Origin of the sequence: Loigolactobacillus bifermentans DSM 20003 (genome assembly GCF_001434575.1) — a bacterium.
In the GTDB taxonomy this organism is placed as follows: domain Bacteria; phylum Bacillota; class Bacilli; order Lactobacillales; family Lactobacillaceae; genus Loigolactobacillus; species Loigolactobacillus bifermentans.
This window is the reverse complement of record NZ_AZDA01000043.1, coordinates 1-26,683: the sequence shown is the minus strand read 5'-3', so window position 1 is coordinate 26,683 and position 26,683 is coordinate 1. Positions and strand designations below refer to the sequence as shown.

Here is a 26,683-nt window from a genome sequence, read left to right as displayed (position 1 = left end):
TTATCATGCAAAAATCAGATCAAACAGCATTGCCGCGTTCGGTGGTCAATCAAGCGTGGCTCATTGTTTTAGGCGCAATTGCCCCAATGTTAGATTCAACCATGGTCAATATTGCCATCAATCACTTGGCCCATGATTTTAACACTGGTTTAAATACCGTCCAATGGGTGGTCACTGGCTATTTATTGGCCATGGTGGTGGCGGTGCCTTTTACGGGTTGGCTGGACCAACGCTTTGGCGGTAAAAACACCTTTTTGGTAGCCGAGCTGTTGTTTGGCTTGATGTCCTTAGGCGCAGCCTTTGCCTGGAACATTGACAGCTTAATTGCCTTTCGGCTGGTGCAAGGCTTTAGCGCTGGCTTGATCACGCCACTGCTCACCACGTTATTAGTCGATGTGGCCGGCAGCGGCGCCATGGGCCGGTTGATGGCGGTGGTCGGCTTACCGATCATGCTGGGCCCCATTGTTGGCCCGGTGATTGGTGGCGTGATCGTACAATATTTAACTTGGCGCTGGATTTTCCTGGTCAACGTCCCTGTAACGATCATTGCAGCGTGGCTCCTTTGGACCAAACTACCAGCCACGCCGGCGAAAAATCCCCAGGCCAAATTTGACTGGATCGGCGTATTACTCCTTGCTGGCATGTCCGCCAGCGTGATCTACGGCGTAGTTCAAGCCAGCCAAAAAGCCAACTTCACCAACCATACCACCCTAACGGATGTGGCCATTGGTTTAGTCTTACTGGTGGGCTACTTGGTGTACGCCGCCTTTAAACGCACCAACGTTTTGATTCCGCTGACCTTGTTCAAACGGCTCAACTTTAGCGCGGCCATGGTGGGCTTATTTTTAGCCGGCGTGGCCACCAATGGTCCCATGTTATTACTGCCCCTTTTCTTCCAAAACTTACGTGGGGAATCGGTGGCCATTGCAGGTCTGTCGCTGTTACCGCAAGGCATCGGGATGTTGCTGGCACGGCCAGTGGTTGGTCGTTTGATCGACCAAATTGGCGCCCGGTGGGTCACGTTAGGTGGTTTGGCAATTACCTTGATCGGCTCCCTGCCGTTTATTTATTTTAACCAACACAGCGCCTACTGGTTGCTCATGCTGGTGCTGTTTGTCCGGGGGATCGGTGCCGGTGCGATTTTAAGCCCGCTGATGACCGACGCCTTTGTCGGGGCTGACAAACAATTTTCCGCCCAAGTGTCTATTGCCACCCGGATCATGCAAAACGTCGGCGGTGCGTTTGGGTCCGCCTTTCTTGCCACAATCGTGGTCGGCTACCAAAACCAACACGCCCACACGTTGACCCAAATTGCCACCAGCTATCAACAAGGCTTTTTGTGGGCTGTGATTTTCACCGCTATTTTGGCACTGCCAGCCTTATTCCTGACCAATCGGCTGAAGGCGCACTAATTGCCTCATCAAAAGGACTTGTTGTAGCCCTTTATGCTGCACTTGCTGTTTTCCAATGACTCAGTCCATTGACTGGGTTATTTTTTTGGCCGAAATACCGATCTGACGCCTTTCTAGCGCAAGTGTCGCATTGACTCGTTATTCGTTGACTCACTGGTCAACGGCGGTTAAGCTTAAGGTGCTATCAAGGGTTCCCAACAAAAAGGAGTTGAGTTATATGACAGAAGCAGTTGTCACCATCAATCATTTACAAAAAAAATTCGGCAAGTTTCAGGCATTAAAAGATGTGACCTTAACCGTCAACGCTGGCGAAGTTTTTGGCTTTATTGGTCCCAACGGTGCCGGTAAATCCACCACCATTCGCACGTTGTTAGGTATTTTGAAAAAAAGCGGCGGTGAGGCCACCATTTTTGGCCAAGATGTTTGGACCGACGCAGTGGCGATTCACAAACGCTTGGCTTACGTGCCTGGCGATGTCTATTTATGGCCTAATTTAAGCGGTGGTGAAGTCATCGACCTGTTTCTCAAGCTAAACGGGCAAAAGCACAGCCCCCGTACCGATGAATTGATCACAAAATTCAAATTAGACGTGACTAAAAAATGTCGCACTTATTCCAAAGGGAATCGGCAAAAAGTTGCTTTGATTGCAGCCTTTTCCACAGCGGCCGACTTATACATTTTTGATGAACCCACTAGTGGCTTGGATCCGTTGATGGAAGAAATTTTCCAACAAGAAGTGTTGGCTTTAAAAGACGCTGGTAAAAGCGTTTTGCTTTCTAGTCACATTCTCAGCGAAGTGGAACGCATGTGTGACCGCATTGGGATCATTCGTGATGGGCAGATCATTGAAACTGGCTCACTGGCAGACATGCGGCAGTTAAGCCGCACCCAAATCACCGTGACCACCACACAATCAGCCGGGGCATTAGCGGCCTTACCAGCGGTGCACGGCTTTAAGCAAACGGACCAGCACGCCACCTTTGCCGTAGATTCAGAAGCCTTAGGTGAGGTGATGACGGCTTTGGCACCTTTAGGGGTAAAAGCCTTGCAAAGTACCCCACCAACCTTAGAAGATCTCTTCCTGCGTTACTACAACCAAAAGGAGGTGGGGTCCAATGCGCAACACTAAAACGGCTCAAACCGGCTTGTTATTACGCCTTTACCTGCGGCGCGACTGGCTAAAAATTGGTCTCTGGTGGCTGGGTTTAGTGGGATTAATGGCCGGTGCCGCTGCTAAATTTGACGGCCTATACGGGTCGCAACAGGCCATGGCCAGCATTATTACCACCCTGAAAACCCCCGCTATGGTGTCGTTGCTAGGCCCTTTCACCGCCAACAAACCCTACACCGTTGCCGATGTTTACGCCGCCGAAATGATGGTCTTTATGGGTTTATTTGTGGCCATGATGAACATTTACTTTGGCGTTCACAGTAGCCGCGCCGATGAAGACTCTGGTGTTTCCGAGCTGATTCGTGCCCACGCCGTGGGTCAACACGCCAGCCTGTGGGCCAGTTTGTTAGAACTGATCCTCATCAACGGCTTAGCTGGCGTGTTAGAAGCACTAGGCTTACAAGCAGCTGGCATGACGGGCAGCAACGCCGCTGGCAACTGGCTGTTCGGTTTAGGCCTGGCCGCTTTTGGCCTGATGTTTGGCTTATTCACCTTACTGGTGGCCCAAATCAGCGACAGCAGTCGTGGGGCCACCATGCTGAGCTATTTGGTCCTAGGCGTATTGTTCATTGCGCGGATGGGTACCGATGTCCAAAACCCAGATTACACCTGGTGGACCATTTATGGTTGGATCGAAAAGTTAGATATTTATGGTCAAAACAATTGGTTACCGGTGATTTACATGTTGGCGTTAACAGCCGTGGTTGCCGTGATCACCTTTGTCTTAAGCAGTCGCCGCGACTTAGGCGCTGGGCTACTGCCCCAACGTAAAGGCCGCCAGTTTGCCAGTCGTTGGTTACAAGGCCCGCTTAGCTTGATTGCCCGGCTGGAACGGATCAGCACCATTGTTTGGCTGGTGGCGTTATTCATTTTAGGCGCCACTTATGGGTCGATTTTCGGCACGGCTGGGGACCTGGTTAAAACCAACCCCGCCATGGCCCAATTAATTGGCGCTGCAGCTACTAAAACAGCCAACCAAACGTTGGTGTTACAATTTGCCAATAAACTGGCCCTTATTTTCGTAGTGCTGGCCACCATCCCTGGTTTGATCACGTTGCTACGCCTGAACCGGGACGACAGTAAAGGTTACTTTGAACAGCTGCACGCCAAAGCCATCTCGCGGTTACGGCTTTACCTGAGCTTTAGTGCTTTCGGTTTGATCGGCGCCATTGTGGCCTTTGCCTTAGGCATTTACGGCATGGATGTGGCTGGCGCCGCGGCCATGGGCCACAACGCCATTGATCTCACCCGCTTCATGCGCGCTTTTTGGGGCTTTACCCCAGCTTTGATCGTCACTTTTGGTATCACCGCCTGCCTAGTGGGCTTCCTCCCACGGTGGCAAAATATTGCGTGGTTGATACCGGCCTACGGTTTCTTTTCCCTGTACCTTGGCAGCATGCTGGACTTGCCAAAATGGGCCTTGCGGCTCACCCCTTACGGTTGGGTCAACGCGGTGCCTGTGCACACGATCAATTGGGGCACAGCAGGCTGGATGACGGCTTTAGGTATTGTGCTGATTGGCCTTGGCTACCTGGGTTATCGGCGTCGGGACCTGTTAACGAATTAAAGAAAGGTGTGCATCAACCATGACCAAACGCCCTGCCATCGACCCTGAAAAGACCCAACGCATTATCACCGTAGCCTGCCATGAATTTGCGGCGAGCGGGTATCGCGACACCAAAACTGATGTGATTGCCGCCGAAGCCAACGTGTCTAAAGGGCTGCTGTTTCACTATTTTAAATCCAAGGCCAATTTGTACCTGGAAACGGTGCAACAAACCTTTGACAAAATCAACGCTGTCGCTGACTGGCACGTGTGGCAAGACGCCCCTAATTTGCAAGAAATGGTGGCGCGCGCCTTACGCTATAAAATCGCCTTGCAGCTGCAATACCCCGACGAATTCACCTTGGCCATGCAAGCTTATAGCGCCAGCGACAGCCTGCCTGCCAGTTTACAACCGCAAGTCCAGGCCATTTGGGCCAATCTGCTTAATGATTCCGTGCCGCTGTTGATCGATCCGATTTTAAAACGGCTGCCACTACGCCCTGGCGTTGAGCTTAAAACGGTGACCCGCCTGATCTTAAGCTTTACCAATTTGATCTCCGAAGAAAGTAAGGCCATGATCCAAGCTGATCCGCACATTAAAATCGAGGCCTTTGACGGCATTGTCGCCGAAACTAAGACGTACATGGATATTTTAGAACACGGCTTTCTGGATTCAAATGCAACGCATTAACGTGCGTTGTTTTTTAATTTCAAAAATAAACAATTTCGTTTTTCAAAGTGATGATGGCTTGCCCTAGTGCGCTTTTACCGTCGCGTTTTAGAAACCGTTTTCAAAAACAAGTTGACAAAAATTGAAACCTGGGTTTAAGGTTAGGCCAATTAAATGACATCGGGGAGCTCACATCAGTGGGCTGAGAGTAAGCGTTCTGCGCTTTGACCCATTTTACCTGATTTGGATAATGCCAACGTAGGGATCAAACGAGTAGTGAAATACTGCCAGTGGCTCTGCTTTGTTGCGAGCTGCTGGCTTTTTAATTTGCTACAACCACCTTTTTTGTCGTGCTGGCAAGTCCCATTTAATGCTGTAAGTCGTTGCTGGTCGTCATAGAAAGGATGCGTTTCAAATGTATGCTACCCAAATGGAAGCCGCAAAACAAGGCATTATCACCGAACAACTCCGCCGCGTCGCTGAAAAAGAACATCGCACCGTTGAAGAACTGTTGCCGTTAGTCGCTGCTGGGCAAGTGGTGATCTGTGCCAACAAACGCCACAAATCCCTTGATCCTAGCGGGGTTGGCGCCATGCTGAAAACCAAGATCAACGCTAATTTAGGGATTTCCGGGGATATTAAAAATTACGCGGAAGAAGTGAAAAAGGTTGAATTAGCCGTTAAAATGGGCACCGACGCGATTATGGATCTGTCCTCCCACGGCAACACCCAACCCTTCCGCCAACAACTGATTCGTGAGTGTCCCGCCATGATCGGCACGGTGCCCGTTTACGACGCCGTAATCCATTACCAGCGAGACTTAAGCACCTTAACCGCTGCGGATTTCATTAACGTGGTGCGGCTCCATGCGGAAAACGGCGTGGACTTTGCTACCATGCATTGTGGCATTACCCGGGAAACCTTGTCACAAATCAAAGGTGGCCACCGCAAAATGAACATTGTCTCGCGCGGTGGCTCCTTGCTGTACGCTTGGATGACCATGACCGGTGAAGAAAATCCGTTTTACGAACATTTCGATGAAATCTTAGACATTTGTCGGGAATACGATATGACCATTTCCTTAGGCGATGCCTGCCGTTCCGGTTGTTTGGCTGACGGCACAGACAATTGTCAGATCACCGAACTGATTCGGCTAGGCGAATTGACCCAACGGGCTTGGGCGCGGGATGTGCAAGTGATCGTGGAAGGCCCTGGCCACTTAGCCATGGATCAAATTCAGGCCAACATGAAACTGGAACAAACCTTGTGCCACGGTGCCCCATTTTACGTACTTGGCCCACTGGTCACCGATATTGCCCCGGGTTATGACCACATTACCGCCGCCATTGGTGGGGCCATTGCCGCCGCGTCTGGCGCTGCTTTTCTCTGTTATGTCACCCCAGCCGAACACCTGGCGTTACCCAATATTAATGAAGTCCGCCAAGGGATTATCGCCTCACAAATCGCTGCCCACGCCGCTGACATTGCCAAAGGCGTCCCCGGCGCCCGCAACCAAGACGACAAAATGGCCGCAGCCCGCCAAAAGCTGGACTGGGACGCCCAATGGCAGTATGCGCTAGATCCTGAAACCGCCCAAAATTTATGGGAAGCGCGGAAGCCCAACGACTTAGACACCTGTACCATGTGCGGTAAATTCTGTGCCGTGCGCAGCATGAATAAGGCGCTGGCTGGGGAAACCATTGATATTTTATAGCACGGCATATAAAAAGCGTTGCTCCCAGGAGCAACGCTTTTTATGTTCTAATTAGAATTGGCGTGTATCTGGATCCTTAGCTACACCAGCCACACCGTGCAACCCATCGATTGCTGTCATATCCGCAGCCGTTAGCTCAAAATCAAACAGCTTGGTATTTTCCGCAATGCGATCCGCATGGACTGACTTTGGTAATGGTAAGAAGCCGTGTTGCAAGGACCAACGGAGCACGACTTGGGCCACGGTTTTATGGTATTTCGCTGCAATGTCTTTTAAAGCCGGTACTTCAAAAATTTTCCCGGTGCCCAGTGGGCTGTAAGCTTCACTGAGCATGTGATTGTCGTTGTTCATTTGAACCACTTCAGGTTGCAGGTCAGAAGGATTTAAGAAAATCTGGTTCACCATTGGGGTGACTTTTGCGGTTTTCATTAGCGCTTCAAAATGCCGCGGGAAGAAGTTAGAGATTCCAATGGCCCGCGCTTTACCAGCGGCATAGATTTCTTCCATTGCCCGCCAAGTTTCAGCGTTAACAGCTTCCCAGTTGTCCCGGTAGTCGATTGGATTTGGCCAATGTACCAAATAGAGATCCACGTAGTCTAAGCCTAATTTTTGCAAAGAAGTATCAATGGCTTTTTTCGCGTTGTCATAGCCATGATCCGGATTCCACAATTTAGTGGTGACGAAAAGGTCTGAGCGCTGAATGCCACTTTCCTGGATCCCGGCGCCAACACTTTCCTCATTACCATACGCTGCGGCGGTATCAATGTGACGATAGCCTGCTGCAATCGCGGCTTTAACGGATTCCCGTGCCACATCGCCGTCTGGTGTTTGCCAAGTCCCGAACCCAACAATTGGAATTTCAACGCCATTACTTAACGTGTAAGTATCCGTCAAACTGCTTAATGTTGTCATAAATGTAACCTTCTTTCAAAAATAGTTGTTCCCTTTATTTTAACACTACCACAAATAATGTACCGGCTTTTTGATGCGCTGGTTGTAAACATCCTGGACGAGCGCCATTTGAGCCGGGGTAAGTGCTGGTAAGTCTGATGCAATCGTATTACGTTCAATTTGACCTGGATTACTGGCACCAGGGATCACCGCGGACACCGCGTCGTACATTAAAATGTAGCGCAACGCCAAGGCAGCCAAATTGTCGGTGCCTAATCGCGTTTTCAATTCATTGGCGGCGTCCACGCCGGTGGCATAGTCAACACCGGAGAAGGTTTCCCCTTTGTCAAATAATTCACCGTGGCGGTTGTTGGCCCGTTGATCGGTTGGGGCAAACTGTGTGTCTTGGGTCAGTTTCCCAGTTAACAAACCACTGGCCAACGGCACCCGCGCCAAGATGCCCACATTGTGCTGTTTCGCCAAATCAAAAAATAACTCGGCTGGGCGTAACCGGAACATGTTGAAAATAATTTCAACCGCTGCAATGTCATAGTCTAAGGCCTTAATGGCTTCTTCCACCCGCTCAACACTGACGCCGTAGTTTTTGATTTTCCCGGCTTGTTTCAATTGATCCAACGTCCAAAACATTTCTGGTTGGTAATAGGTTTGCATGGGTGGACAATGTAATAACACCAGATCCAAGGCCTCGACGCCCATATTTTGTAACGATTCATCCACATAGCGCCGCAAATGTGCGGGGTCAAAGTGGTCTAAACTTAACGGCACTTCTTTCCGCCCAATTTTCGTGGTGTAATGCACATCTGGGTGCTGCTTGACAAAGGCGCCCACTACTTTTTCACTGGCACCGTCTTGATAGCCGTCTGCGGTGTCAAAAAAGTTAACCCCTTTTTCATAAGCCGCTGCCAATGTGGCTTCCGCATCGGCTTGATCAAAAGGCGCACCCCATTTGCCACCAAGTTGCCAGGTGCCGAGTGATACGTCACTCACTTTAAAACCTGTTTGACCTAATGTTCGATAATTCATGATTCACTCACTTTCTTAAACGCCGCTTCTATTTACATCTCACTGCGTCTAACTTATACTGAAAGACACTTTGAAACAAGTACGCACTTGAAAGTGCCTTAGGAAAGGAACGTGTTACCATGACAGATGCTGCCCGTGAAGACGTGTTAAACCGCCTTGAAAACGGTGATTACAGCTGTGCCAAAGAATTCACTTTAGCCATGTTTGCCGGTAAATGGAAATTGATCATTTTGTGCCAGCTAAACGAACACGGTGCTTACCGCTTTAATGAGCTGCGGCGCTTACTACCGAAAGTCACCCACAAAGTCCTTACCAACCAACTGCGAGAAATGACCCAAGACCAACTGATCACCCGGACGGTGGAACAAGAAAAACCGCTAAAAGTCATTTATACGATTACCCCCCTTGGGCAATCACTGATGCCGATTATCGACGCCATGTGTGACTGGGGCGATGCCCGCTTAGCCCAGTTACAAGTCACCCCGCACTTTTCGGCGAATGAAGCGGCGTTGCCTGGTGCTTAAAAAAGTTCAAACTCAACTTCAGGCCCAGCCGCATACCGGCTGGCTGAAACACACAGCGCAATGATTCTAAAAAAAGTGGTTGCGCTTTCTCAAAAGATGTGCTACTTTTACCTTGTTAACTTAATTAACGTATCTGGGGTGCCGCAATGGCTGAGATCATACCCACCGAACCTGCTCTGGTTAAAACCTGCGAAGGAAGATACAGTCCTTAATGACAATCACGGACAGTCTTTTTGCACAGGCAAAAAGGCTGTTTTTTTTATGGAAATGAGGATAACCGTATGAATTATCAACTTTATCTGGTGACCAATCGCTACAACGATTCTGACACCGAGTTTTTAAAACATATTGAACAAGCTTGTGGTGCCGGTGTGACCTTGGTGCAATTACGGGAAAAAGACGTGAGCACTGGTCGCTATTATGACCTGGCCCAACAAGTCAAAACCGTAACCGACCGCTACCACGTGCCGTTGATCATTGATGATCGCATCGACGTGTGCCAAGCCGTCGATGCGGCTGGTGTTCATATTGGTGATGCGGACCTGCCTGTCGCCGTGGCGCGCAAACTGCTAGGCCCCGACAAGATTTTGGGGGTTTCAGCTAAAAGTGTGGCTCGCGCTGAAGCAGCTGCTGCAGCTGGCGCGGATTACCTTGGCGTGGGGGCTATTTATCCCACCCAAACCAAAGTGGTCACCCACCGCACCTCCATCGACACGCTAAAAGCCATTATCACAGCCGTGAACATTCCAGTTGTGGCCATTGGCGGCATTAAAGAGCACCGTCTGAACACCTTTACCGACATTCCAATTGCCGGTGTGGCGGTGGTCAGCGAGATCATGCAAGCACCAAATGTTATCACCAAAGTCCATCAACTCCGGGAAACACTAAAGGGGGTGATGGCCTGAAAATTTCATCATCCATCACATCGTCTGGGGTGCCGCAAGGCTGAGAATAGACCCATGAACCTGATATCGTTAACACGGCCGAAGGAAGTACGCATTGCAGGAAATTGCCCTTCTTTCGCGTCGCTGAAAGGAGGACTTTTTTTGATCAATTTAAACGGCGAACCGACCGCTAATTTTGTCGGTAAAACCTTAACAGAACTCTTACAACAAAAAACAGACACCACACAAAACGTTGTCGTTGAACTCAATGGCGCCATTATTCATCGCGATGAGCTTGACACCATGACGTTGTCAGAAAACGACCACGTTGAATTAATTTCATTTGTCGGTGGTGGGTAACAGAGAGGACAGATCGTATGACACTCAAGTTTGAAGGATTAGACGTACAAGATTTTTATTTAGGTATGAAAGAACGCAACGTGGCGGATTCCACTGCACCGTTAAGCCAAGCCCATGTGACCATTGCCGGGGCTGGCGGCCTTGGCTCCAACATTGCCATTGCTTTGGCGCGTAGTGGCGTAGGCCATTTGACCTTGATTGATTTTGACACCATTGAGCTGAGTAATTTAAACCGGCAACAATACAAAGTCAGTCAAATTGGCCTGCCTAAAGTCACTGCGCTGAAACAAAATGTGTTGGAATTCAATCCCTTTATCACCATCGACACTCAGCAACTGGAGATCACGGACGCCAACATTCCTGATTTGTTTGCGGATTGCGACGTGGCTTGTGAAGCCTTTGATAATCCAGCCGCTAAAGCCATGCTGATGAATGGCATCACCGCGCATTTTCCAGACAAACCGCTGGTGATGGGCAACGGCATGGCCGGGATTCATCCCACCAATAACATGATCACTAAACAACAGTTACCCCATGTTTATATTTGTGGTGACGGCACCACTAAAGGCGCAGAAGGTTTAATGGCGCCGCGGGTGATGGTGTGCGCCGGTCACGAAGCCAACGCGATTTTACGCTTACTCATGCACTTACCTGTTTTAGAGGAGGAATAATCATTATGTCAGCAGACGAACTTATTTTAGGCAGTCATCATTTCACATCCCGTTTTATTTTAGGCTCTGGTAAATATTCTTACGACTTGATCGACGCCGCGGTTAATAAAGCCGGCGCCCAAATCATTACCATGGCGCTACGCCGGACCAACAACGCCGATGAAAACATTCTCAATTTTATTCCCGATAATGTGACGATCTTACCCAATACTTCCGGTTCGACCAACGCCGAAGAAGCCATTCGCACCGCGCATTTGGCTCGAGAACTCAGCGGCAGTGATTTTATCAAACTAGAAGTCGTGCCGGATAAGACATACCTCATGCCTGACAACGAAGAAACCATTAAGGCCACGAAAGTCTTGGCGGATGAAGGCTTTACCGTATTGCCTTACATGCTCCCTGACTTAAACGCAGCCCATAAATTAGTCGACGCTGGCGCTGCAGCAATCATGCCATTAGGGGCTCCGATTGGCACCAACAAAGGCTTGGCCACAAAAGCGTTGATCCAAATTTTGATCAATGAAATTGAATTACCGATCATCGTAGACGCCGGCATCGGCCGCCCAAGCCACGCTGCGGAAGCCATGGAAATGGGCGCCGCTGCCGTCATGGCCAACACTGCCATGGCCACTGCTGGGGATATTCCGTTAATGTCCGAAGCGTTTAAGCTAGCCGTTGAAGCAGGCCGCAAAGGGTTCTTGGCCCATCCTGGACGGGTGTTAGATAAAAAAGCTGCCGCATCCTCACCTTTAACTGGCGTTAGCCAATAATGCTCACTGAATTGCTGGCCCAGTTTAACGTTGCGGACAAATCCGGTCAAAATCGCTTGGTCTACAATGCCGCTTGGCAAGCCAACCAACAACGTTTGATCCAACTGGGCCAGGAATTTGGCGCCAAAGTAACGGTAGACGACTACGGCAGCGTCTATTTAGACTTTCCAGGCAGCCAACCTGGCTTGGCGGTGGCCACTGGTTCGCACATGGATACCGTGCAACACGGCGGGCAATATGATGGGTTATACGGTGTGCTTGGTGGCTTATGCGCCATTGAACAACTGCGGCAAACCTATGATCGACCGCGTAAAACGTTACGTTTGATTGCATTTAGTGAAGAAGAAGGCAGCCGCTTTCCTGCGGCGTTTACCGGCTCAAAATTTTATCTTGGCCAGCCACAAACCCAACCGCTTTTAGATGACGCCGGCATTTCATTTGAAACCGCCCGCCAACAAGCCGTGACCCCACTGCAGGCCTTGCCGCAGGTGCACACCAAACGGCCCGCGCTACCAGCAACGTTTACGGAATTACACATTGAACAAGGCCCACGGTTAAAGTTAGCCCACAAAGCCATTGGTTTAGTCACTGGCATTGTGGCGCAACGGCGGTACGTGGTAACGGTGCACGGCCAGGCCAACCATGCTGGCACCACCCCAATGATCCACCGCCAAGACGCAGTCCAACGGGCCAGCGCCTTAATGACCCATTTGTATGACGTGGCCCAGCAAGGTTCGGCTAGCTTGACCTTTACCATTGGTGCCATCACCGTTCACCCTAACGTGGACAACGTAATTGCCGGTGAATGTCGTTTTACGGTGGATTGCCGTGACGAAACTGACGCCAAACTGACGCAATTCACCCAACAATTAGACGCCTGTGTGGCCGCAGATCCGCAAGTCACTTTAACACCCACTTTAACCGTGTCAGCGACCCGCTTATCCCACGCCTTGTTACGCCAAAATGAACTTTTAGCGCAAGAACTTGGCCTGCCTTACGAACAACTTTTTTCTGGTGCCGGCCACGACAGCCAGATCATGTACACAGCGGTGCCCACCACGATGCTCTTTGTCCCTAGCGATAACGGCGTCAGTCATTGTCCTGAAGAACACACATCGGCGGCAGACCTGGCCAAAGGTGTGGCGTTACTAGCGGCCAGCTTGTACCAACAAGCTTATTAAATAAAGGCGGTGTATGATGCATAAAAAGTTTAATTTAACCACTCAGATCATCATCGGCATGGTAGTGGGCATTGGGTTAGGCTTGGTCGGTGGTCAACAAGTCGCTGGTATTAAAATCGTCGGCGACCTTTTTCTCCGCCTGATCCAAATGGCGGTGATCCCCTTGATCTTCTGTGCCGTGATCGAGGCCATTGGTAGTTTGCCCATGAAACAACTGGGACGCTTAGGCCTTAAAACTGCCGCTTGGTTTACCGTCACCACCATTTTAGCCGCCTGTATCGGCTTGGTTGCTGGCTGGTGGTTTAACCCTGGCCACGGCTTGCACCTCAGCTTGGCAGGCACCAACGCTAAACAATTATTGGCCCACCAGCCGTCATTACAAAATACGATTTTAGGCTTCTTTCCCACGAATATTTTTGAGGCACTGGCCAAAGGCAACACGATCCAAATTATTGTTTTCGCCTTATTTTTCGGCATTGCGTTAAGCAAAGCCAACCAAAATCAGCACTATCAAACCTTACTCACTGGCATTCGCCAAATCAATCAACTGCTCATTGATTTGATTACCTTAGTCATGAAGCTCGCCCCTATCGGCATCGGTGCGCTAATGGCTTGGGTGACGGCCACCAATGGTGCCAAAGTGATTCTACCGCTGTCGAAATTTCTCATTTTGTTCGGCGCCGGTACCCTGTTGTTCTTATTCGGTTTGTTCGCCATGATCACGATCCGCGCACACATCCCGCTTCGTGGCATTTTACATGGCTTTTCTCGCATTATTATTGTCGCCATGACCACCACCTCTTCAGCCGCCTCCCTATCGGTTGAAATGGCCGACGCCGAAAAACGCCTAGGCGTCCATAAACAAATCAGTGAACTTGTGCTACCCCTGGGCATGGCGCTAAATAGCAACGGTTTGGCCATGTATCTAGCCTTAGCCTGCGTCACCATGAGTCAGTTTTACGGCCTAGCGATTTCACCGATCATCATGATCAAAATTGTCGCCTTATCGATTGTGGCCTGTCTCGGCACGGTGGTGGTGCCTGGTGGCGGCTTAGTCGCCTTGGCCATTATTGTACCAAGCATCGGCTTGCCCCTGGAAAGCATTGGTCTCCTTGCCGGCATCGACTGGTTCTCTGGTATTTTCCGCACCGTTCTCAACGTGGTTGGCGACACCACCACTGCGATTATGATTGCGGCAGATGAAGACCAATTAGACCGTCAAGTGTACCAAACCAAAGCCTAAAGCAAACGGACGTCTTGCGACGTCCGTTTTTGTGTGCGCTAAAATTGAATTTCCTGAACAAATTCTAACTGCCGACGATAGTCCAACTCCACAAAATCCGTTGGCCGTACCTCACCAGGTTGCTTCTGGAAATAGGCCACCTCGCCAATTTGTAACATGCGATAAACAAATTGCGAACAGAACATCATGTTCCGACGTAATGAGTGCTTGGTGACCAAGCCTAAAATATTGTACGCACTGCCGGTGGCATTGATTGCTTGCACGGTCGCCAGCACTTTTTGCTTTTGCGCCACTGTCACCGACAAACGATATACTAACACTGACGCGTCGGCTTTTTGATGAAAGGCCTGCACCATTTCTGGGTTTAACCCTGGTGCATACACCCGCTCCCCACCGTTATAACTGAGTAACGTGGTCAAAGCCGCATCAAAACTCAGCGACGCATGGTTAAATTGTTTTTGGGTAAATAACCCGATCACCTCACTGGCGGTACTACCAGTGTTAGAGATCACAATGTACAAATAAGGGTCTCCTAACGCTGCCGTTGCGCGCTCAAAGTAGGCCTGATCCAAGGAAGCTGCATTGTGATACTGCACCAAACTGTGTCGGTGCAGCTCCATAAAAAGGGCCTGTAAATGGGGCAATGACAACACTTGGCGCACATGTCCGGTTTGCGTCACCACCTGCGCAACACGTGCGCGATTTTGCTGGTAGGTGTTTAAACTAATGGTGGTCAAGTCAGCCAACGACGGCCATTCAAAGGCCTGTGTTTGCGTCAACCAACGTGCCACCCAAAACGGCACCGGTACTAAACTGGCGGCCACCAAGCGTAACAACACATGACCCCACGGATCGTCCGCAAAGACCACCGCTGTTTCAAAAACCACTTGTAACGTTAAAATAATGATGTAAGCACTGCTTAACCCCAATTTAAGTCTCGGGCGCCACTGCGGCCACCAAATCGTTTTCACTAATAAAAATGTGGCGATCAACGCATGACTCACCACAAACAACGGTAAATTTCCAAAAAGCCCCAGTATCAACCAACCGCCGAATTCAGCGCGACCTAACCAGCGCTGATCACCGAACCCATCCTGCATCCTCATCATTCCTTTTCAAAAATGAGTATAGCAGAAGTTGTGTCGCACCACCTCGGTCTTGCGGCCTGTTTTCCAGTCGCACTTATTGCGCTTGTTGCAATAACTGGGCCACTTGATTCAATTCCGTAATCGCCACATTTGGTTCCAATAAATAGGTCCGCAATGCCGCAATAATCCCACCAACAAAAAAGGCTTGTTCCAACCGTGATAAGGTCCGCTTCTGAGATAAATGAGTGGTTAAATACTGGCCAAATGTTGCCGCAAAAACCCCATGATCATCCGCTTGTAATAAACACCGAAATTGTTGCCGATGCTGGGTTAAATAATGAAATGTGGCATTTAATTGTTCTGTGGCCGGTTGCTGGTGGCAGGCTTGCACCAATTGTAAAATTTCACCCCGAATGATCTGGGCTAACAAATCATACTTATCCTGAAAATTGAGGTAAAAGGTACTGCGATTAAGATCCGCCCGATCACACAATTGGCGAATCGTGATGCTGTTAAACGTTTGGTGATGTAATAAGCTTAATAACGTTTCCTTTAATAAAGCTTGTGTTTTTCGTTTACGGCGGTCCATTGCGCCACCCACTTTCTGATAATCGTTGATTAAGCAACACAATCCCAATATTGTTGGTTGTTGCCTGATTCGGTCCCTTTTATAATAAGCGACATCAATTGATTAAACAACAACTGTCCAGAAAGAAGTGTTGCTCATGAAACTTTTAGTTTATGGCGCTGGGATTCAAGGCAGCTTTTTAGCCGCTCAACTTTGTAACAATCCGCAAAACCACGTCACCATTTTAGCCCGCGGTCCCCGCTATCAGCAGCTCGTCACACACGGTCTGCGCCTGCACCATATTTTACAGCATCAAACCACGCAAACCCCAATTCATGTGATTCAAACATTGGCCGCTGACGACGCCTACGACTTTATTTTTGTAACCATGAAATACAACGATTTTCCAACTGTCGTCCCCGTCCTTCAAGCAAATTGTAGTCACCAGATTTTGCTGATTGGCAACCAGCTTACACCAGAACCCTTACAACAAGCATTACCACAAAAAGCACTGTATTTTGGCTTTCAAAACACAGGTGGCACCCGGCAAGGCGCCCAAATCAACGTATTACGCTTTGGCAAAGGCCACTTAGATGTGATTGCTGGCAGTCAAGCGCCCGTTCCACAAGCCACCTTACACCAGATTTTTCAAAAGACGGCCTACACCTGGGGACAACGCCTAGATCTATTTGACTGGCTCGCCCAACACGCGGCCTTGATCACTGTTTTAAACAATTTTGATATGCTGTACCAAACGGATGCACACAAAGCCCGCCCTTATTTCAAAGTCGCAGCACATGCCTTTGGTGAGCTACAAGCATTACTGATTGACCGTCACATACAACGTCCTCACTGGCAGGAGCGGCTCATCGCAACGCCTTGGGTGATGAACCTAGGATTGCGCCTGCTGTACCACACCCCTATTTTGAAACTGGCTGCTGGTAATTTTAAAGAAATTGCCGCGTTAAATCAGCGCTTCACTGAATTTTCAGTACAGCAACAACGCGCCACACCGGCTTTTCAGCGCTTAGCACAACAAGCAACTAGAATTTTTAAGCCAACTGCGTAAAACTTGTGACTGCCTGTTATTAGGCCTTCATCAACAATCATTGACGCCCGATTTTCAATCTGTTAAGCTGAATGCAATAAAACTACCGCCGGGTAGTGGGCACCGCTAATCATCCTTTAGGCTTAATAGGATGATCAGTGGTGCTTTTTTAATGGCAGAATGGAGTTTTTATGATGGCATGGTTACAGTTATTGATTGCAGGTTTATTTGAAGTGGTGTGGGCCACTTGTCTCAAACTAAGCGACGGCTTCCACAAGTTGGGCTTTGCCAGTGTAACCGTCATTGGCATGGTGTTAAGTTTCGTCTTTCTCACGCTGGCGATTAAGCGGCTCCCTATGAGCTTGGCCTATCCCATTTGGACCGGCATCGGCGCTGTTGGCAGTGTGGCCGTTGGCGTGTTGCTACTAGGTGATCGCATCAACCCGATTACTTGGGTTTTTGTGGCGTTCTTGTTGATTGGGTTAATTGGTATTAAATTGACCAGCTAAAAACTATAGGGTATCTTTGCTGTCGCAAAGGTCTGATTTCCACTGGTTGTCCAGTCTTGTGGCGGCAGACCGCACCGCAAGACACATGGCACCAGCTAAGGTCTATAAGGTACCTTTGCTGTCGCAAAGGTCTCCTTTCCGCTGATTGTCCAGTCTTATGCTAAAAAATGCGACTCTCAAACGAGAATCGCATTTTCTATTGGTCGGCTAAAACTTGCTTAATGACTTGGACCACGCCGTAGTCATCATTGCTAGCTGTGTGGTAATGGGCGTAAGGGGACATCCCCGGATTGGCGTTGGCCACCAAGTACCCATACTTCACATATTGCAACATTTCTGCGTCGTTAAACGTATCACCAAAGGCCACCATTTCGTCCGCGTCAATGTGGAACAGCTGGCTGATTTTTGCCATGGCTTGGCCTTTGTTAATATGTTGCGGCATAATGTCCACCCAATTGGGACCGCTAACTGCAACCGAATAGCATTTCCCGTAACGCGGTGCCAGCACCGTCTGAAAAACGGTCTCAGCATTGCCCTCGGGAAAATAAACGGTAATTTTATCGCCCTCACCAGACCATTGCTGCAAGTCAGCTAAATAGTCTAGCTGATGATAAAATTCCCGATAAACGGCGTCATATTGCTGGTCGGACTGAGCAGCTACTGCCCCGTGAATCCCGCATAATAATGGATGTCCGGCAAGCTCAGCGCTAACAAATTGGCAAATTTCTAACAATTCAGCCGTTGGAATCAGTGTTTTCGCAATCACTTGGCCTTCATTTGCGATCACTGCCCCATTATCAGAGATCAATACCATTTGATCCCCATGTTCTGGAAATAGGTCCTGCAACGTATACAGCGGCCGACCAGAAGCCACCACAAATTTAATCTGTTTAGCGGCTAACGCATCTAAATAATCGCCAAAATGTGGTGGTAACGCCCCTGCCTCAGTTAATAAGGTATGGTCCATATCAGAGGCCATTAATTTAACATTGTGCACAACGGATAACTTCCTTTACAACATAATGCCCCCAGTATCCCATGTGCTACCAGCAACGTCAAATCCCTACCAAGGCAAATAGCGTGTGGTTTCAGTCGCTTGTGCAATCATTTGGAGCAACTCAAATTGGGTTGTCGGCAAAGGTGGTCGCTGCAAGGTTGCGTCGACTAACTGGACTTTAGTCGGGCGCTCAATTTTGTAATCCCAGCGCAAAGGGGCTGCCTGGCGCCGTTCAAAATTGTGGCCACGATAACCCTTTTGATAACGTGCCACCCGACCGTTAAATTGAACTTGATCCCCTGATTGTAACTGGCCTAATGTGGCAAAACCTTTGGTTAAATTAAACCATGCGTGATCCGTTAACCACTGATCGGGTAATAATGTCACGTCAACCAACAAAAGCGTTGGTTTAGCATGTCCGTAATCTGTTTTAAACCCGTAACGCTTAAAAGTACCGACAAATTGATGCCGTTCTGCTGCGCCTAATGCGCCTAATTGTTGTCGCATTGTTTATTCACCTCACTAAGGATAAACTCCGCAAACCAACAACGTTTCAGTTATTTTTGTTGCAAATGCCAGCGCTTAATGGCGGCTAAACGTTCCTTAAACCGCGGCTCCCGGCCTTGATCCGTGGGTTCATAGTATGTTTCGCCAATCAATTCATCGGGCATGGTTTGCATGTCCGTTAACTTGGCCGCCGTGTCATGGGCGTACTGATAGCCTTTGCCATAATCTAATGCCTTCATTAAAGCCGTTGGGGCGTTGCGAATTTGCAGCGGCACTTCTGCATTGGGATAACGGTGCACGTCTTGTTTGGCCTTCTCCCGGGCCCGGTAAATCGCATTGGATTTTGGGGCCAACGCTAAATAAGTGACGGCCTCCGTTAAATGCACATCACATTCCGGCATCCCTAAAAACTGACAAGCTTGAAACACATTCACCGCCACGTTTAACGCATTGGTATCCGCTAGTCCAATGTCTTCTGACGCAAAGCGCACTAAGCGCCGGGCAATATAAAGTGGTTCTTCCCCGCCAGCCAACATGCGGGACAGCCAGTAGATTGCCGCATCGGTGTCACTGTTGCGCATAGCCTTGTGCAGCGCCGAAATCAAGTTATAGTGTTCATCACCTTTTTTGTCATAACGGGACAAACGTTGGTTGGTTAATTGATCCAGACTGGCGGCATCAACGGTGACCGTTTGCCCATCCCGTTGACCATTTAACACCGCAATTTCTAAGGTATTTAACGCACGCCGGGCATCCCCATTGGCAAAGTCAGCAATCGCCTGCAACTCGGTAGGCTGAATCTGGACGGTTAAGTCAGGAAAAGCCTGCGGGTGTGCTAAAGTCTGTTGCAACAACTGCACCAGCTCAAAAGGACTTAGCGCCTGTAACACAAATACTTTGGCCCGTGACAATAGCGCTGAATTCAATTCAAAAGACGGATTTTCCGTCGTCGCCCCGATCAAGGTGACTGCCCCCGCTTCCACGTAAGGTAAAAACGCGTCCTGTTGGGCTTTATTGAAACGATGAATTTCATCAATAAACATCACCGTGCGTTCGCCTAGTTCTTGATGCTCAGCGGCCTGAGCCATGGCTTTTTTCACTTGCGCCACACTGCCATTAGCCGCTGAAAAGCGTACAAAACGGGCATGGGTTTGATTGGCAATAATTTCAGCTAGCGTGGTTTTGCCGGTGCCTGGCGGGCCCCAAAAAATCAAGGAAGGTAGTCGGTCACTTTCAATCATGGTTTGCAGCACTTTACCTGGTCCTAACAGCTGGTGCTGCCCGACAAAGGCCTGTAAAGTGCGCGGGCGGACTCGCGCTGCCAGTGGTTCTGATGCCGCATTGTTGGCTTCAAATAATGATTCTTGTTTCATGACCTGACCCCCTTGATATGATCATACCAGAACTGATGTTCGTTTTCAACCGAATTAAAAACCAGCGCCATCGACGCTGGTTGCTGAGCATTATAATTTTGTAATCGCTAACCGGCCAGCAGGAATTTCCCGTGGTGCAAATGTTTCTGTGGTTTCACCCAGGGTGACCCCACAACAAGGAACAAAGCCTGCTGGTAAGTCTAATTTGGCCACCAAATCAGCATCTTGATTCATGCCCATTACCGCACCCCAAATGTAACAACTGCCCACATTTTGGTCCGTTGCGGCTAACGCCATGTTATGCACTAAGATGCCAGCGCTGGCGTAGTCCGCATTGCCTAAAGCAGGTCCCATGCCAAGTTTTGCTGAAATCAAGACTAAGATTGGCGCACCATATAAAGGATGAGCGTCTGGCTTTTTAAAGAACTTGGCGCCAGCTGCGTCGATGGCCTTTAAAATTGCTGGATTTTCAATAATGGTAACGTGTAATTTGTCATAACCACCCATGGCCACAGGGGCAGCTTGGACAGCGGTTAAGATCTGTTGCATTGCCGCTTCGGAAGGCTTTTTGCCGGTGTAACTGCGAATGGCCTTGCGGCTGGTAATTGTTGTCATTGTTTCCATTAAAATCGATCCTTTCTAAAATCGGAATTGAACACTTACTTATTATAAGCTATTTAAAATCGGATTCAACTTTATTTCACCTGACCCACTTGGCGCCACAATGGCAACAGCACGTCATCGGCTAGCGCACGCAATTCAGCTGGTTGCACTTGTTCTGTTAGCACAGCATTTACCAATAACAAATTAAATAGATTTCGTTGTTTAGCCGAAATTGCCGCGCCATTAAGCTCTCCCCGTTGGGTGGCTTGCTGCAAAATTTGATTCACCGCCGTGACTAAAATTGTCGGCGTCGGCCAATCCTGACCGTCGCCTTGATTCATCAACGCAAATAACCGCTTTAAATCAACTTGGGCCACGGCATCCTTGACGATTCCCGTTAAGACCCCCTTAGGAATCGCTTGAAACAGCGCTGCAATTTGCGCTAATAAATCGTAAAGATCTCCCGCTAAACTACCGGTATCATGCACCGCTGGCAGCACAGACGGCAGATGGGCCCGGACGGCAGCAATGACCATGTTGACCTTTTTAGGCCACCGGCGATACAACACGGTTTTCGTCGTTGCTGCCCGCTTTGCCACGCCAGCCATGGTCACAGCTGCGTAACCTTTTTCCTGTAACTCTGCCCAAGCACTTTCCAACAAGGCTTGTTGTAACGCGGCCCCCCGCCGTCTTTTTTGCGTTGCCATTTTCGGTTTTCCCCCTTGATCGTCTTCTTAGTTATCTTATCACAAATGACGGCCCATCCAACAATTTGTCGTTATTGTCATGACTTAATATAAAACTATTCGCGATATATCTGATTTGACTTTTAAAATAGCGTAGGTTATCTTTATTATGTCATAACATATAGGAGGTAATTTTCATGACTGCTTATACCCTAGATGATTTTGCCCGTTTGATCGACCACACCAACTTACACGCTGACGCCAGCCCAGCCGATATGGCACAGCTGTGTCAAGAAGCCAAAGACTACCATTTCAAGATGGTGGCGATCAACCAAGTCCAAGCCAAACGTTGTGCGGAGGCCTTAAAAGGCACCGACATTGATACCGGTGCCGCGATTGCCTTTCCACTAGGCCAAACCACCATTGCCGCAAAGGTCTTTGAAACCCAAGATGCGATTGCCAACGGCGCTAATGAAATTGATTATGTGTTAAATATCACCGAACTAAAAGCCGGCAATGACGCCTATATCACCGACGAAATGACCCAAATCGTACAAGTTTGTCATGCCGCAAATGTGCCTTGCAAAGTCATTTTTGAAAACTGTTACCTGACCAAAGCTGAAATCACGCGCGCGGCGACCATTGCCAAAAAGGTCCAACCAGATTTCATTAAAACCGCCACTGGCTTTGGCACTGGCGGCGCTACAGTAACGGATGTGCGCTTAATGAAACAAACGGTCGGACCTCACGTAAAAGTCAAGGCGGCTGGCGGGATTCGCAATTCTGATGATTTTTTGGCTATGATTGCAGCTGGTGCCGACCGCATTGGGACCAGCGCTGGCATTAAGATCATCAATGCTTTAAAACAACGCATGGCGGTCGATCACGTTAACAGCATTGAGATGCAACGTTAGAAAGGACGATTTTCATGGCATTAACAACCACAAAAACTTTAAGTAACGGTGTTCAAATTCCAATCGTTGGCTTTGGCACTTGGCAAACGCCTGATGGTGAAACTGCCGAACAAAGCGTGCTGGCTGCGTTAAACGCCGGCTATCGCCACATCGACACTGCCACCGCTTATGGCAACGAAGCCAGTGTAGGCGCTGGCATTCACAAATCAGGTGTGAAGCGTGCTGATTTATTTTTAACCACCAAATTGTGGAACCCTGACCACGGCTATCAACCAGCCTTAGCCGCCATCGACAAAAGTTTGCTGGCACTAAACGTGGATTACGTGGACCTATATTTGGTGCACTGGCCGAACCCGATCCAATCTCGAGACCATTGGCAAGACGATATTGCTGAAACTTGGCGTGGCATGGAAGCCATTTTACAGGCAGGGAAAGCCCGGGCCATTGGGGTATCGAACTTCCGCCAACACCATTTGGACGTGCTTTATCAAAACGCTACCGTTAACCCCATGGTCAATCAGATTTTCTTAAATCCATCTGACTTACAGTCTGAACTGGTGGCTTACAACAACGCTCATAGCATGGTTAATGAAGCTTACAGTCCACTGGGCACCGGCAAAATTTTTGAAGTGCCTGCTTTGCAAGACTTAGCCGTTAAATACGGTAAAACCGTGGCCCAAGTGGTACTGCGTTGGTCCCTGCAACACGACTTCATTCCATTGCCAAAATCCGTGCACACCGCCCGAATCCAAGAAAACGCCCAACTGTTTGATTTTGAACTCACCGCTGAAGATATGGCTACCATTGATAGCCTGCATGGCGTGGCCGGTTTGGCCAAAGATCCAGATAATCGCAAATTCTAGCACCATGAACAAGCCAATTCAGGCTTGTTTTTTGTTATAATAGGTCCTGTCCTATTGAAAAAGAGGTGCATCATGTCAGAACCTAAATACAAAAAAATTGCTCGGGATTTGCTAGCGAAAATTCAAAATGGCACTTATCCAGAAGGTAGCCTGATCCCCAAAGAAATGGCGCTAATCGACCAATTTGGGGTCAGTCGCCCCACGGTCCGTCAAGCGATTCAGCAACTCGTGGACCAAGGCTATTTGGAAAAAAAGCGCAAACGTGGCACCATGGTTAAGCGCACCAAAATTGCCCAAGAATTTACCCATGTGATCCAAAGCTACAATCAAGAGATGTCCGCTAAAGGCCTCACCACGCAAACCAAAGTGTTGTTGTTTCAACAAGAACCAGCCACTGCCGAAGTCCAAGCTGCATTAGGGTTGGCTGAAACGGCCCCAGTGTATAAATTATTGCGGCTGCGTTTTGCCAACAACCAGCCGGTGGTATTGGTTACCTCTTATTTGCCAGTAGCACCATTGGCCACTTTAGCCCAAATCGATTTTACCCAGCGCTCACTTTATGCTGAGCTGGCTAGCCGCAAGTTAGCCATTACCAATGTGCGGCGCAAGCTGGAAGTGCTGGCCGCAGATGAAACCACGGCAGCTTTGCTCAACGTTCCTGAACAAGCGCCACTATTTTATTTTCACACCCAAGGTCACACCGCCGATGGCACCACTTTAGAATATTCGATTGCCAAATACCGTGGCGATTTGAATTATTTCGTATTTGATATTGATCAAAATCAGAGCTTACAGTCAGTTTGGCGCAACTAGCCGTTATCTGTTATACTAACTAAAAAATCATGCACCGTTTGACCCCCGGATCAGACGGCTAAGCCGGTTACACCTTGCCATTAGGGCGCAATGCAAATTGCGAGGCAGGTGTTAACCGGCTTTTTTTGAGAAAGTAGGTTAAATATGCTAGAAATTAAAACCACCGCTGAACTGACACCGGCGGCACTGATCACCATTATGCAAGCGCGAGTCGCTGTGTTTGTAGTGGAACAAAATTGCCCGTACCAAGAAGTGGACGCCAAAGACACCACCGCCACTCATGTAATGCTGTGGCACGGCACGGAACTAGTGGCGTACACCCGCATCATCCCCCACGACGACGGCCAACACATCAGCTTTGGCCGAGTACTGGTGGCACAAGCCTTTCGCGGTCAGCAGTATGGTCGACAAATTGTCGCCGCCACGATTGATGCCATTACCCAGCGCTATCCTGATCAAGCGATTAAAATTCAGGCGCAAGACTACTTACGGGATTTTTACGGTTCCTTTGGTTTCAAGCCCGTTTCAGAAACTTATTTGGAAGATGGCATTCCCCATGTGGATATGGTGCAAGTAAAAAAGGCGTAAAAATACGCCTTTTTCGCTTATAATGTAGCCAATTTCAACAAGGTCCGCACCAGTTGGCATGTAAACCCAAATTCGTTATCATACCAAGCCACCGTTTTAACAAGCTGTGTGGTGCCAGCCGTAACGACTTCGGTTTGAGTCGGGTCAAAAATCGAACCAAATGTGGTCCCTACCACATCAGCTGAAACAATGTGATCAGCATTCCAGCCGAAACTTGGATTATCAGTGGTGTACGGCTTCAACCGTTGATTGATCAAGTCTACGGTTACGTTAGCCGTGTTCAACACCGTCACTAATTCCGTTAATGACCCATCTGGCACCGGGATCCGTTGGGCATGTCCCTGTAATTTACCATTTAGACGGGGCAACACTAGGCCAATGGCTTTAGCGGCTCCTGATGAATGGGGAATGATACTGCTGGCAGCAGTACGAGCAGCTCGTAAATTACCGCCACGTACAGGGCCGTCCAAAATCATTTGGGTCCCTGTATAAGCGTGAACGGTCGTCATGGTCCCAGCCTGAACGCCAAATTCTCGGTCCAACGCATCGGCCATCGGTGCTAAGCAATTTGTGGTACAAGAGCCGGCTGATACAATTTGATCAGTGGCGGTTAAAATATTGTCGTTAACACCATACACCACTGTTTTAACGGTGTCACCTGCTGGTGCCGAGATCAGGACTTGTTTGGCCCCAGCCGCTAAATGCGCTTGTGCCTTAGCCGCACTGGTATAAAAGCCGGTACATTCTAACACCAGGTCCACGCCATCGTTAGCCACCCACGGCAACTGGTCGGCTTGAGGTTCAGCGTAAACCGGATATGTGTGACCAGCCACCACCAATGCCGTTTCAGTTGCATGCACTTCAGCCGCCAATGTCCCATGAGCGCTATCATATTTTAATAAATGGGCCAACAACGCAGGGTTGGTCAAATCGTTGATTGCAACCACTTCAATGTCACTGGTTGCCTGAAGTGCCAGAATCCGCCGAAAGGCTAAGCGCCCAATACGGCCAAAACCGTTAATACCAATTTTTACTGTCATCCAAAATCCCTCCTATACGGTTGTTCATTGATTTGAACAGTTATAGTATAGAAATGAAACACCACAACAGGAAGTTCGACTTGATCCTAGGATAAATCATCCTACCTTGGGGGAATTTTAATGAATGAACAAGTTTTAGGCCATTTTTTGCGCTACAAACGCACGCATGCTGTTTTAGCTCATTTTCCGGTGACGGCAAAGCGCAAGCGCCGTACCCCTGGCCTAACCCGCGATGAGGTCGCTGCCTGGGCCAACGTGAGCGTAGACTGGTATAGCCGCATTGAACAAGGCCGTGCTGGCGTAACACCTTCAGGCGCTGTGCTGGCAAACTTGGGCCAAGTTCTGCAATTTAGTCAAGCTGAAATGGACTATGTTTTCAACTTAATTGGCTTAACCTCGCCTTTAACCCACCATACAGAAGTGGCTGCGACCACCTTGGCTTTCATTGACGCGCAACTGCCAACACCGGCTTTGATCATGGATCAACAGTTTACCATTTTAGCAGCCAATGCCAGTTACCAGGCCTTATTTGGGCCGCTTACCACTGCTTTACAAAATAATTGGCTCTGGCGCACGTTTCACCAAGCTCAATTTCGCACTGGACTCACCGAGTGGGCCCACTACGCAGCTTATGCCACCGCCGTTTTTCGCCAGTATTACAGTTTAGCACCTGAGTCGCCTTTCTGGTATCAAGTTTACACGTCAATCAAGGCTGACCCGATCTTTAACCAAACTTGGGCCGCCTTAACGGTCACTGATTTTAAAACCCAACCGTTGTTATTTAATTTGCCGAATTATGGGGAGCTATATTTGCTTGAAACTGTGTTACAACTACCAGCAACGGAACAGTATGTGGTCTTTGAAAACGCTGGGGACGCGGCAACCTTGGCCAAACTAAAGTCGCTTGCAACCGCAACCTAAAAAAGCGCCCGCCAAGTCAACTTCAACCTGAAGTGCAATAGAAAAGTTAGACAATTTAGATTTTGAATTAAGCAATCATGGCTT

General features: G+C 48.9%; 29 protein-coding genes and 2 riboswitches. Of the genes, 19 read left to right on the top strand and 10 right to left on the bottom strand.

The window, feature by feature from the left end; all coding sequences use genetic code 11:
• The first annotated feature begins 5 nt into the window (after window positions 1–5).
• The 5 genes from FC07_RS06165 to thiC all read left to right on the top strand — a co-directional run bounded on the left by FC07_RS06165 (window position 6) and on the right by thiC (window position 6,513).
• Window positions 6–1,412 carry a DHA2 family efflux MFS transporter permease subunit gene (locus FC07_RS06165; protein WP_057904254.1) on the top strand — a complete coding sequence of 469 codons (1,407 nt, stop codon included), beginning with the start codon at window positions 6–8 and terminating at the stop codon, window positions 1,410–1,412.
• A 217-nt stretch (window positions 1,413–1,629) separates the two neighbouring features.
• The gene (locus FC07_RS06160) at window positions 1,630–2,541 is read left to right on the top strand and encodes an ABC transporter ATP-binding protein (protein WP_057904253.1); all 912 of its coding nucleotides are present in this window, start codon (window positions 1,630–1,632) and stop codon (window positions 2,539–2,541) included.
• Window positions 2,528–4,150: an ABC transporter permease gene (locus tag FC07_RS06155; protein ID WP_057904252.1), complete on the top strand. Its 1,623-nt coding sequence runs from the start codon at window positions 2,528–2,530 to the stop codon at window positions 4,148–4,150. Before FC07_RS06160 ends, FC07_RS06155 begins: the two co-directional genes overlap by 14 nt.
• A 19-nt stretch (window positions 4,151–4,169) precedes the next feature.
• Window positions 4,170–4,820, top strand: a complete 651-nt coding sequence (locus FC07_RS06150) for a TetR/AcrR family transcriptional regulator (protein WP_057904251.1) — start codon at window positions 4,170–4,172, stop codon at window positions 4,818–4,820.
• Window positions 4,821–4,970: 150 nt separating this feature from the next.
• Window positions 4,971–5,082, top strand: a riboswitch (TPP riboswitch).
• A 132-nt stretch (window positions 5,083–5,214) separates the two neighbouring features.
• Window positions 5,215–6,513, top strand: a complete 1,299-nt coding sequence (gene thiC, locus FC07_RS06145) for a phosphomethylpyrimidine synthase ThiC (RefSeq protein WP_057904250.1) — start codon at window positions 5,215–5,217, stop codon at window positions 6,511–6,513.
• A gap of 51 nt (window positions 6,514–6,564) precedes the next feature.
• Here thiC and FC07_RS06140 read toward each other — a convergent pair whose 3' ends face one another.
• Window positions 6,565–7,425, bottom strand: coding sequence for an aldo/keto reductase (locus tag FC07_RS06140; RefSeq protein ID WP_057904249.1), 861 nt, complete (start codon window positions 7,423–7,425; stop codon window positions 6,565–6,567).
• Window positions 7,426–7,470: 45 nt separating this feature from the next.
• Window positions 7,471–8,448 carry an aldo/keto reductase gene (locus FC07_RS06135; protein WP_083483222.1) on the bottom strand — a complete coding sequence of 326 codons (978 nt, stop codon included), beginning with the start codon at window positions 8,446–8,448 and terminating at the stop codon, window positions 7,471–7,473.
• Between the two features lie 119 nt (window positions 8,449–8,567).
• On the opposite strand from FC07_RS06135, the gene FC07_RS06130 reads away from it, so the two are divergent.
• From FC07_RS06130 to FC07_RS06100, 7 genes are all read left to right on the top strand, one after another.
• Window positions 8,568–8,972 (top strand): winged helix-turn-helix transcriptional regulator, encoded by a 405-nt coding sequence (locus FC07_RS06130; protein ID WP_057904247.1) that lies wholly within the window; start codon window positions 8,568–8,570, stop codon window positions 8,970–8,972.
• Window positions 8,973–9,096: 124 nt separating this feature from the next.
• Window positions 9,097–9,187, top strand: a riboswitch (TPP riboswitch).
• A gap of 66 nt (window positions 9,188–9,253) precedes the next feature.
• Window positions 9,254–9,877, top strand: a complete 624-nt coding sequence (gene thiE, locus FC07_RS06125; protein WP_057904246.1) for a thiamine phosphate synthase — start codon at window positions 9,254–9,256, stop codon at window positions 9,875–9,877.
• A gap of 141 nt (window positions 9,878–10,018) precedes the next feature.
• A complete protein-coding gene (gene thiS, locus FC07_RS06120) occupies window positions 10,019–10,216 on the top strand; it encodes a sulfur carrier protein ThiS (protein ID WP_057904245.1) in 198 nt (65 codons plus the stop codon).
• A gap of 17 nt (window positions 10,217–10,233) precedes the next feature.
• Entirely contained in the window at window positions 10,234–10,887 is a 654-nt protein-coding gene (thiF, locus tag FC07_RS06115; RefSeq protein WP_057904244.1) for a sulfur carrier protein ThiS adenylyltransferase ThiF, read from the top strand.
• Between the two features lie 5 nt (window positions 10,888–10,892).
• Entirely contained in the window at window positions 10,893–11,657 is a 765-nt protein-coding gene (locus FC07_RS06110) for a thiazole synthase (RefSeq protein ID WP_057904243.1), read from the top strand.
• On the top strand, window positions 11,657–12,838 hold the full coding sequence (locus FC07_RS06105; protein ID WP_057904242.1) for a M20 family metallo-hydrolase: 1,182 nt from the start codon (window positions 11,657–11,659) through the stop codon (window positions 12,836–12,838). Before FC07_RS06110 ends, FC07_RS06105 begins: the two co-directional genes overlap by 1 nt.
• A gap of 16 nt (window positions 12,839–12,854) precedes the next feature.
• Entirely contained in the window at window positions 12,855–14,081 is a 1,227-nt protein-coding gene (locus tag FC07_RS06100) for a dicarboxylate/amino acid:cation symporter (RefSeq protein WP_057904241.1), read from the top strand.
• A 38-nt stretch (window positions 14,082–14,119) separates the two neighbouring features.
• Here FC07_RS06100 and FC07_RS06095 read toward each other — a convergent pair whose 3' ends face one another.
• Window positions 14,120–15,181: a hypothetical protein gene (locus FC07_RS06095; RefSeq protein WP_057904240.1), complete on the bottom strand. Its 1,062-nt coding sequence runs from the start codon at window positions 15,179–15,181 to the stop codon at window positions 14,120–14,122.
• Between the two features lie 82 nt (window positions 15,182–15,263).
• Window positions 15,264–15,758: a TetR family transcriptional regulator gene (locus FC07_RS06090; protein WP_057904239.1), complete on the bottom strand. Its 495-nt coding sequence runs from the start codon at window positions 15,756–15,758 to the stop codon at window positions 15,264–15,266.
• Between the two features lie 136 nt (window positions 15,759–15,894).
• Between FC07_RS06090 and FC07_RS06085 the strand changes: the two genes are divergently transcribed.
• Together FC07_RS06085 and FC07_RS06080 are read left to right on the top strand one after the other, a co-directional pair.
• Window positions 15,895–16,806 (top strand): ketopantoate reductase family protein, encoded by a 912-nt coding sequence (locus FC07_RS06085; RefSeq protein WP_057904238.1) that lies wholly within the window; start codon window positions 15,895–15,897, stop codon window positions 16,804–16,806.
• Window positions 16,807–16,979: 173 nt separating this feature from the next.
• Window positions 16,980–17,294 (top strand): DMT family transporter, encoded by a 315-nt coding sequence (locus FC07_RS06080; protein ID WP_057904237.1) that lies wholly within the window; start codon window positions 16,980–16,982, stop codon window positions 17,292–17,294.
• Window positions 17,295–17,490: 196 nt separating this feature from the next.
• Here the strand turns inward: FC07_RS06080 and FC07_RS06075 are convergent, their stop codons facing one another.
• The 5 genes from FC07_RS06075 to FC07_RS06055 all read right to left on the bottom strand — a co-directional run bounded on the left by FC07_RS06075 (window position 17,491) and on the right by FC07_RS06055 (window position 21,481).
• On the bottom strand, window positions 17,491–18,291 hold the full coding sequence (locus FC07_RS06075; RefSeq protein ID WP_057904236.1) for an HAD family hydrolase: 801 nt from the start codon (window positions 18,289–18,291) through the stop codon (window positions 17,491–17,493).
• Window positions 18,292–18,357: 66 nt separating this feature from the next.
• Window positions 18,358–18,798, bottom strand: coding sequence for a hypothetical protein (locus tag FC07_RS06070; protein WP_057904235.1), 441 nt, complete (start codon window positions 18,796–18,798; stop codon window positions 18,358–18,360).
• Between the two features lie 50 nt (window positions 18,799–18,848).
• The gene (locus FC07_RS06065) at window positions 18,849–20,171 is read right to left on the bottom strand and encodes a replication-associated recombination protein A (protein WP_057904234.1); all 1,323 of its coding nucleotides are present in this window, start codon (window positions 20,169–20,171) and stop codon (window positions 18,849–18,851) included.
• Window positions 20,172–20,261: 90 nt separating this feature from the next.
• On the bottom strand, window positions 20,262–20,795 hold the full coding sequence (locus FC07_RS06060; protein WP_057904233.1) for a nitroreductase family protein: 534 nt from the start codon (window positions 20,793–20,795) through the stop codon (window positions 20,262–20,264).
• A gap of 71 nt (window positions 20,796–20,866) precedes the next feature.
• Window positions 20,867–21,481 (bottom strand): TetR/AcrR family transcriptional regulator, encoded by a 615-nt coding sequence (locus FC07_RS06055; RefSeq protein WP_057904232.1) that lies wholly within the window; start codon window positions 21,479–21,481, stop codon window positions 20,867–20,869.
• A 176-nt stretch (window positions 21,482–21,657) separates the two neighbouring features.
• Between FC07_RS06055 and deoC the strand changes: the two genes are divergently transcribed.
• The 4 genes from deoC (at window position 21,658) to FC07_RS06035 (ending at window position 24,638) form a co-directional block, all read left to right on the top strand.
• On the top strand, window positions 21,658–22,374 hold the full coding sequence (gene deoC / locus FC07_RS06050; protein WP_057904231.1) for a deoxyribose-phosphate aldolase: 717 nt from the start codon (window positions 21,658–21,660) through the stop codon (window positions 22,372–22,374).
• A 14-nt stretch (window positions 22,375–22,388) separates the two neighbouring features.
• Window positions 22,389–23,237 (top strand): aldo/keto reductase, encoded by an 849-nt coding sequence (locus tag FC07_RS06045; protein WP_057904230.1) that lies wholly within the window; start codon window positions 22,389–22,391, stop codon window positions 23,235–23,237.
• Between the two features lie 72 nt (window positions 23,238–23,309).
• The gene (locus tag FC07_RS06040; RefSeq protein WP_057904229.1) at window positions 23,310–24,050 is read left to right on the top strand and encodes a GntR family transcriptional regulator; all 741 of its coding nucleotides are present in this window, start codon (window positions 23,310–23,312) and stop codon (window positions 24,048–24,050) included.
• 144 nt (window positions 24,051–24,194) lie between these two features.
• Entirely contained in the window at window positions 24,195–24,638 is a 444-nt protein-coding gene (locus tag FC07_RS06035) for a GNAT family N-acetyltransferase (RefSeq protein ID WP_057904228.1), read from the top strand.
• Between the two features lie 17 nt (window positions 24,639–24,655).
• Here the strand turns inward: FC07_RS06035 and gap are convergent, their stop codons facing one another.
• Window positions 24,656–25,678 (bottom strand): type I glyceraldehyde-3-phosphate dehydrogenase, encoded by a 1,023-nt coding sequence (gap, locus tag FC07_RS06030; RefSeq protein ID WP_057904227.1) that lies wholly within the window; start codon window positions 25,676–25,678, stop codon window positions 24,656–24,658.
• A 120-nt stretch (window positions 25,679–25,798) separates the two neighbouring features.
• Between gap and FC07_RS06025 the strand changes: the two genes are divergently transcribed.
• Window positions 25,799–26,599 (top strand): helix-turn-helix transcriptional regulator, encoded by an 801-nt coding sequence (locus FC07_RS06025; RefSeq protein ID WP_057904226.1) that lies wholly within the window; start codon window positions 25,799–25,801, stop codon window positions 26,597–26,599.
• Window positions 26,600–26,683: the final 84 nt, after the last annotated feature.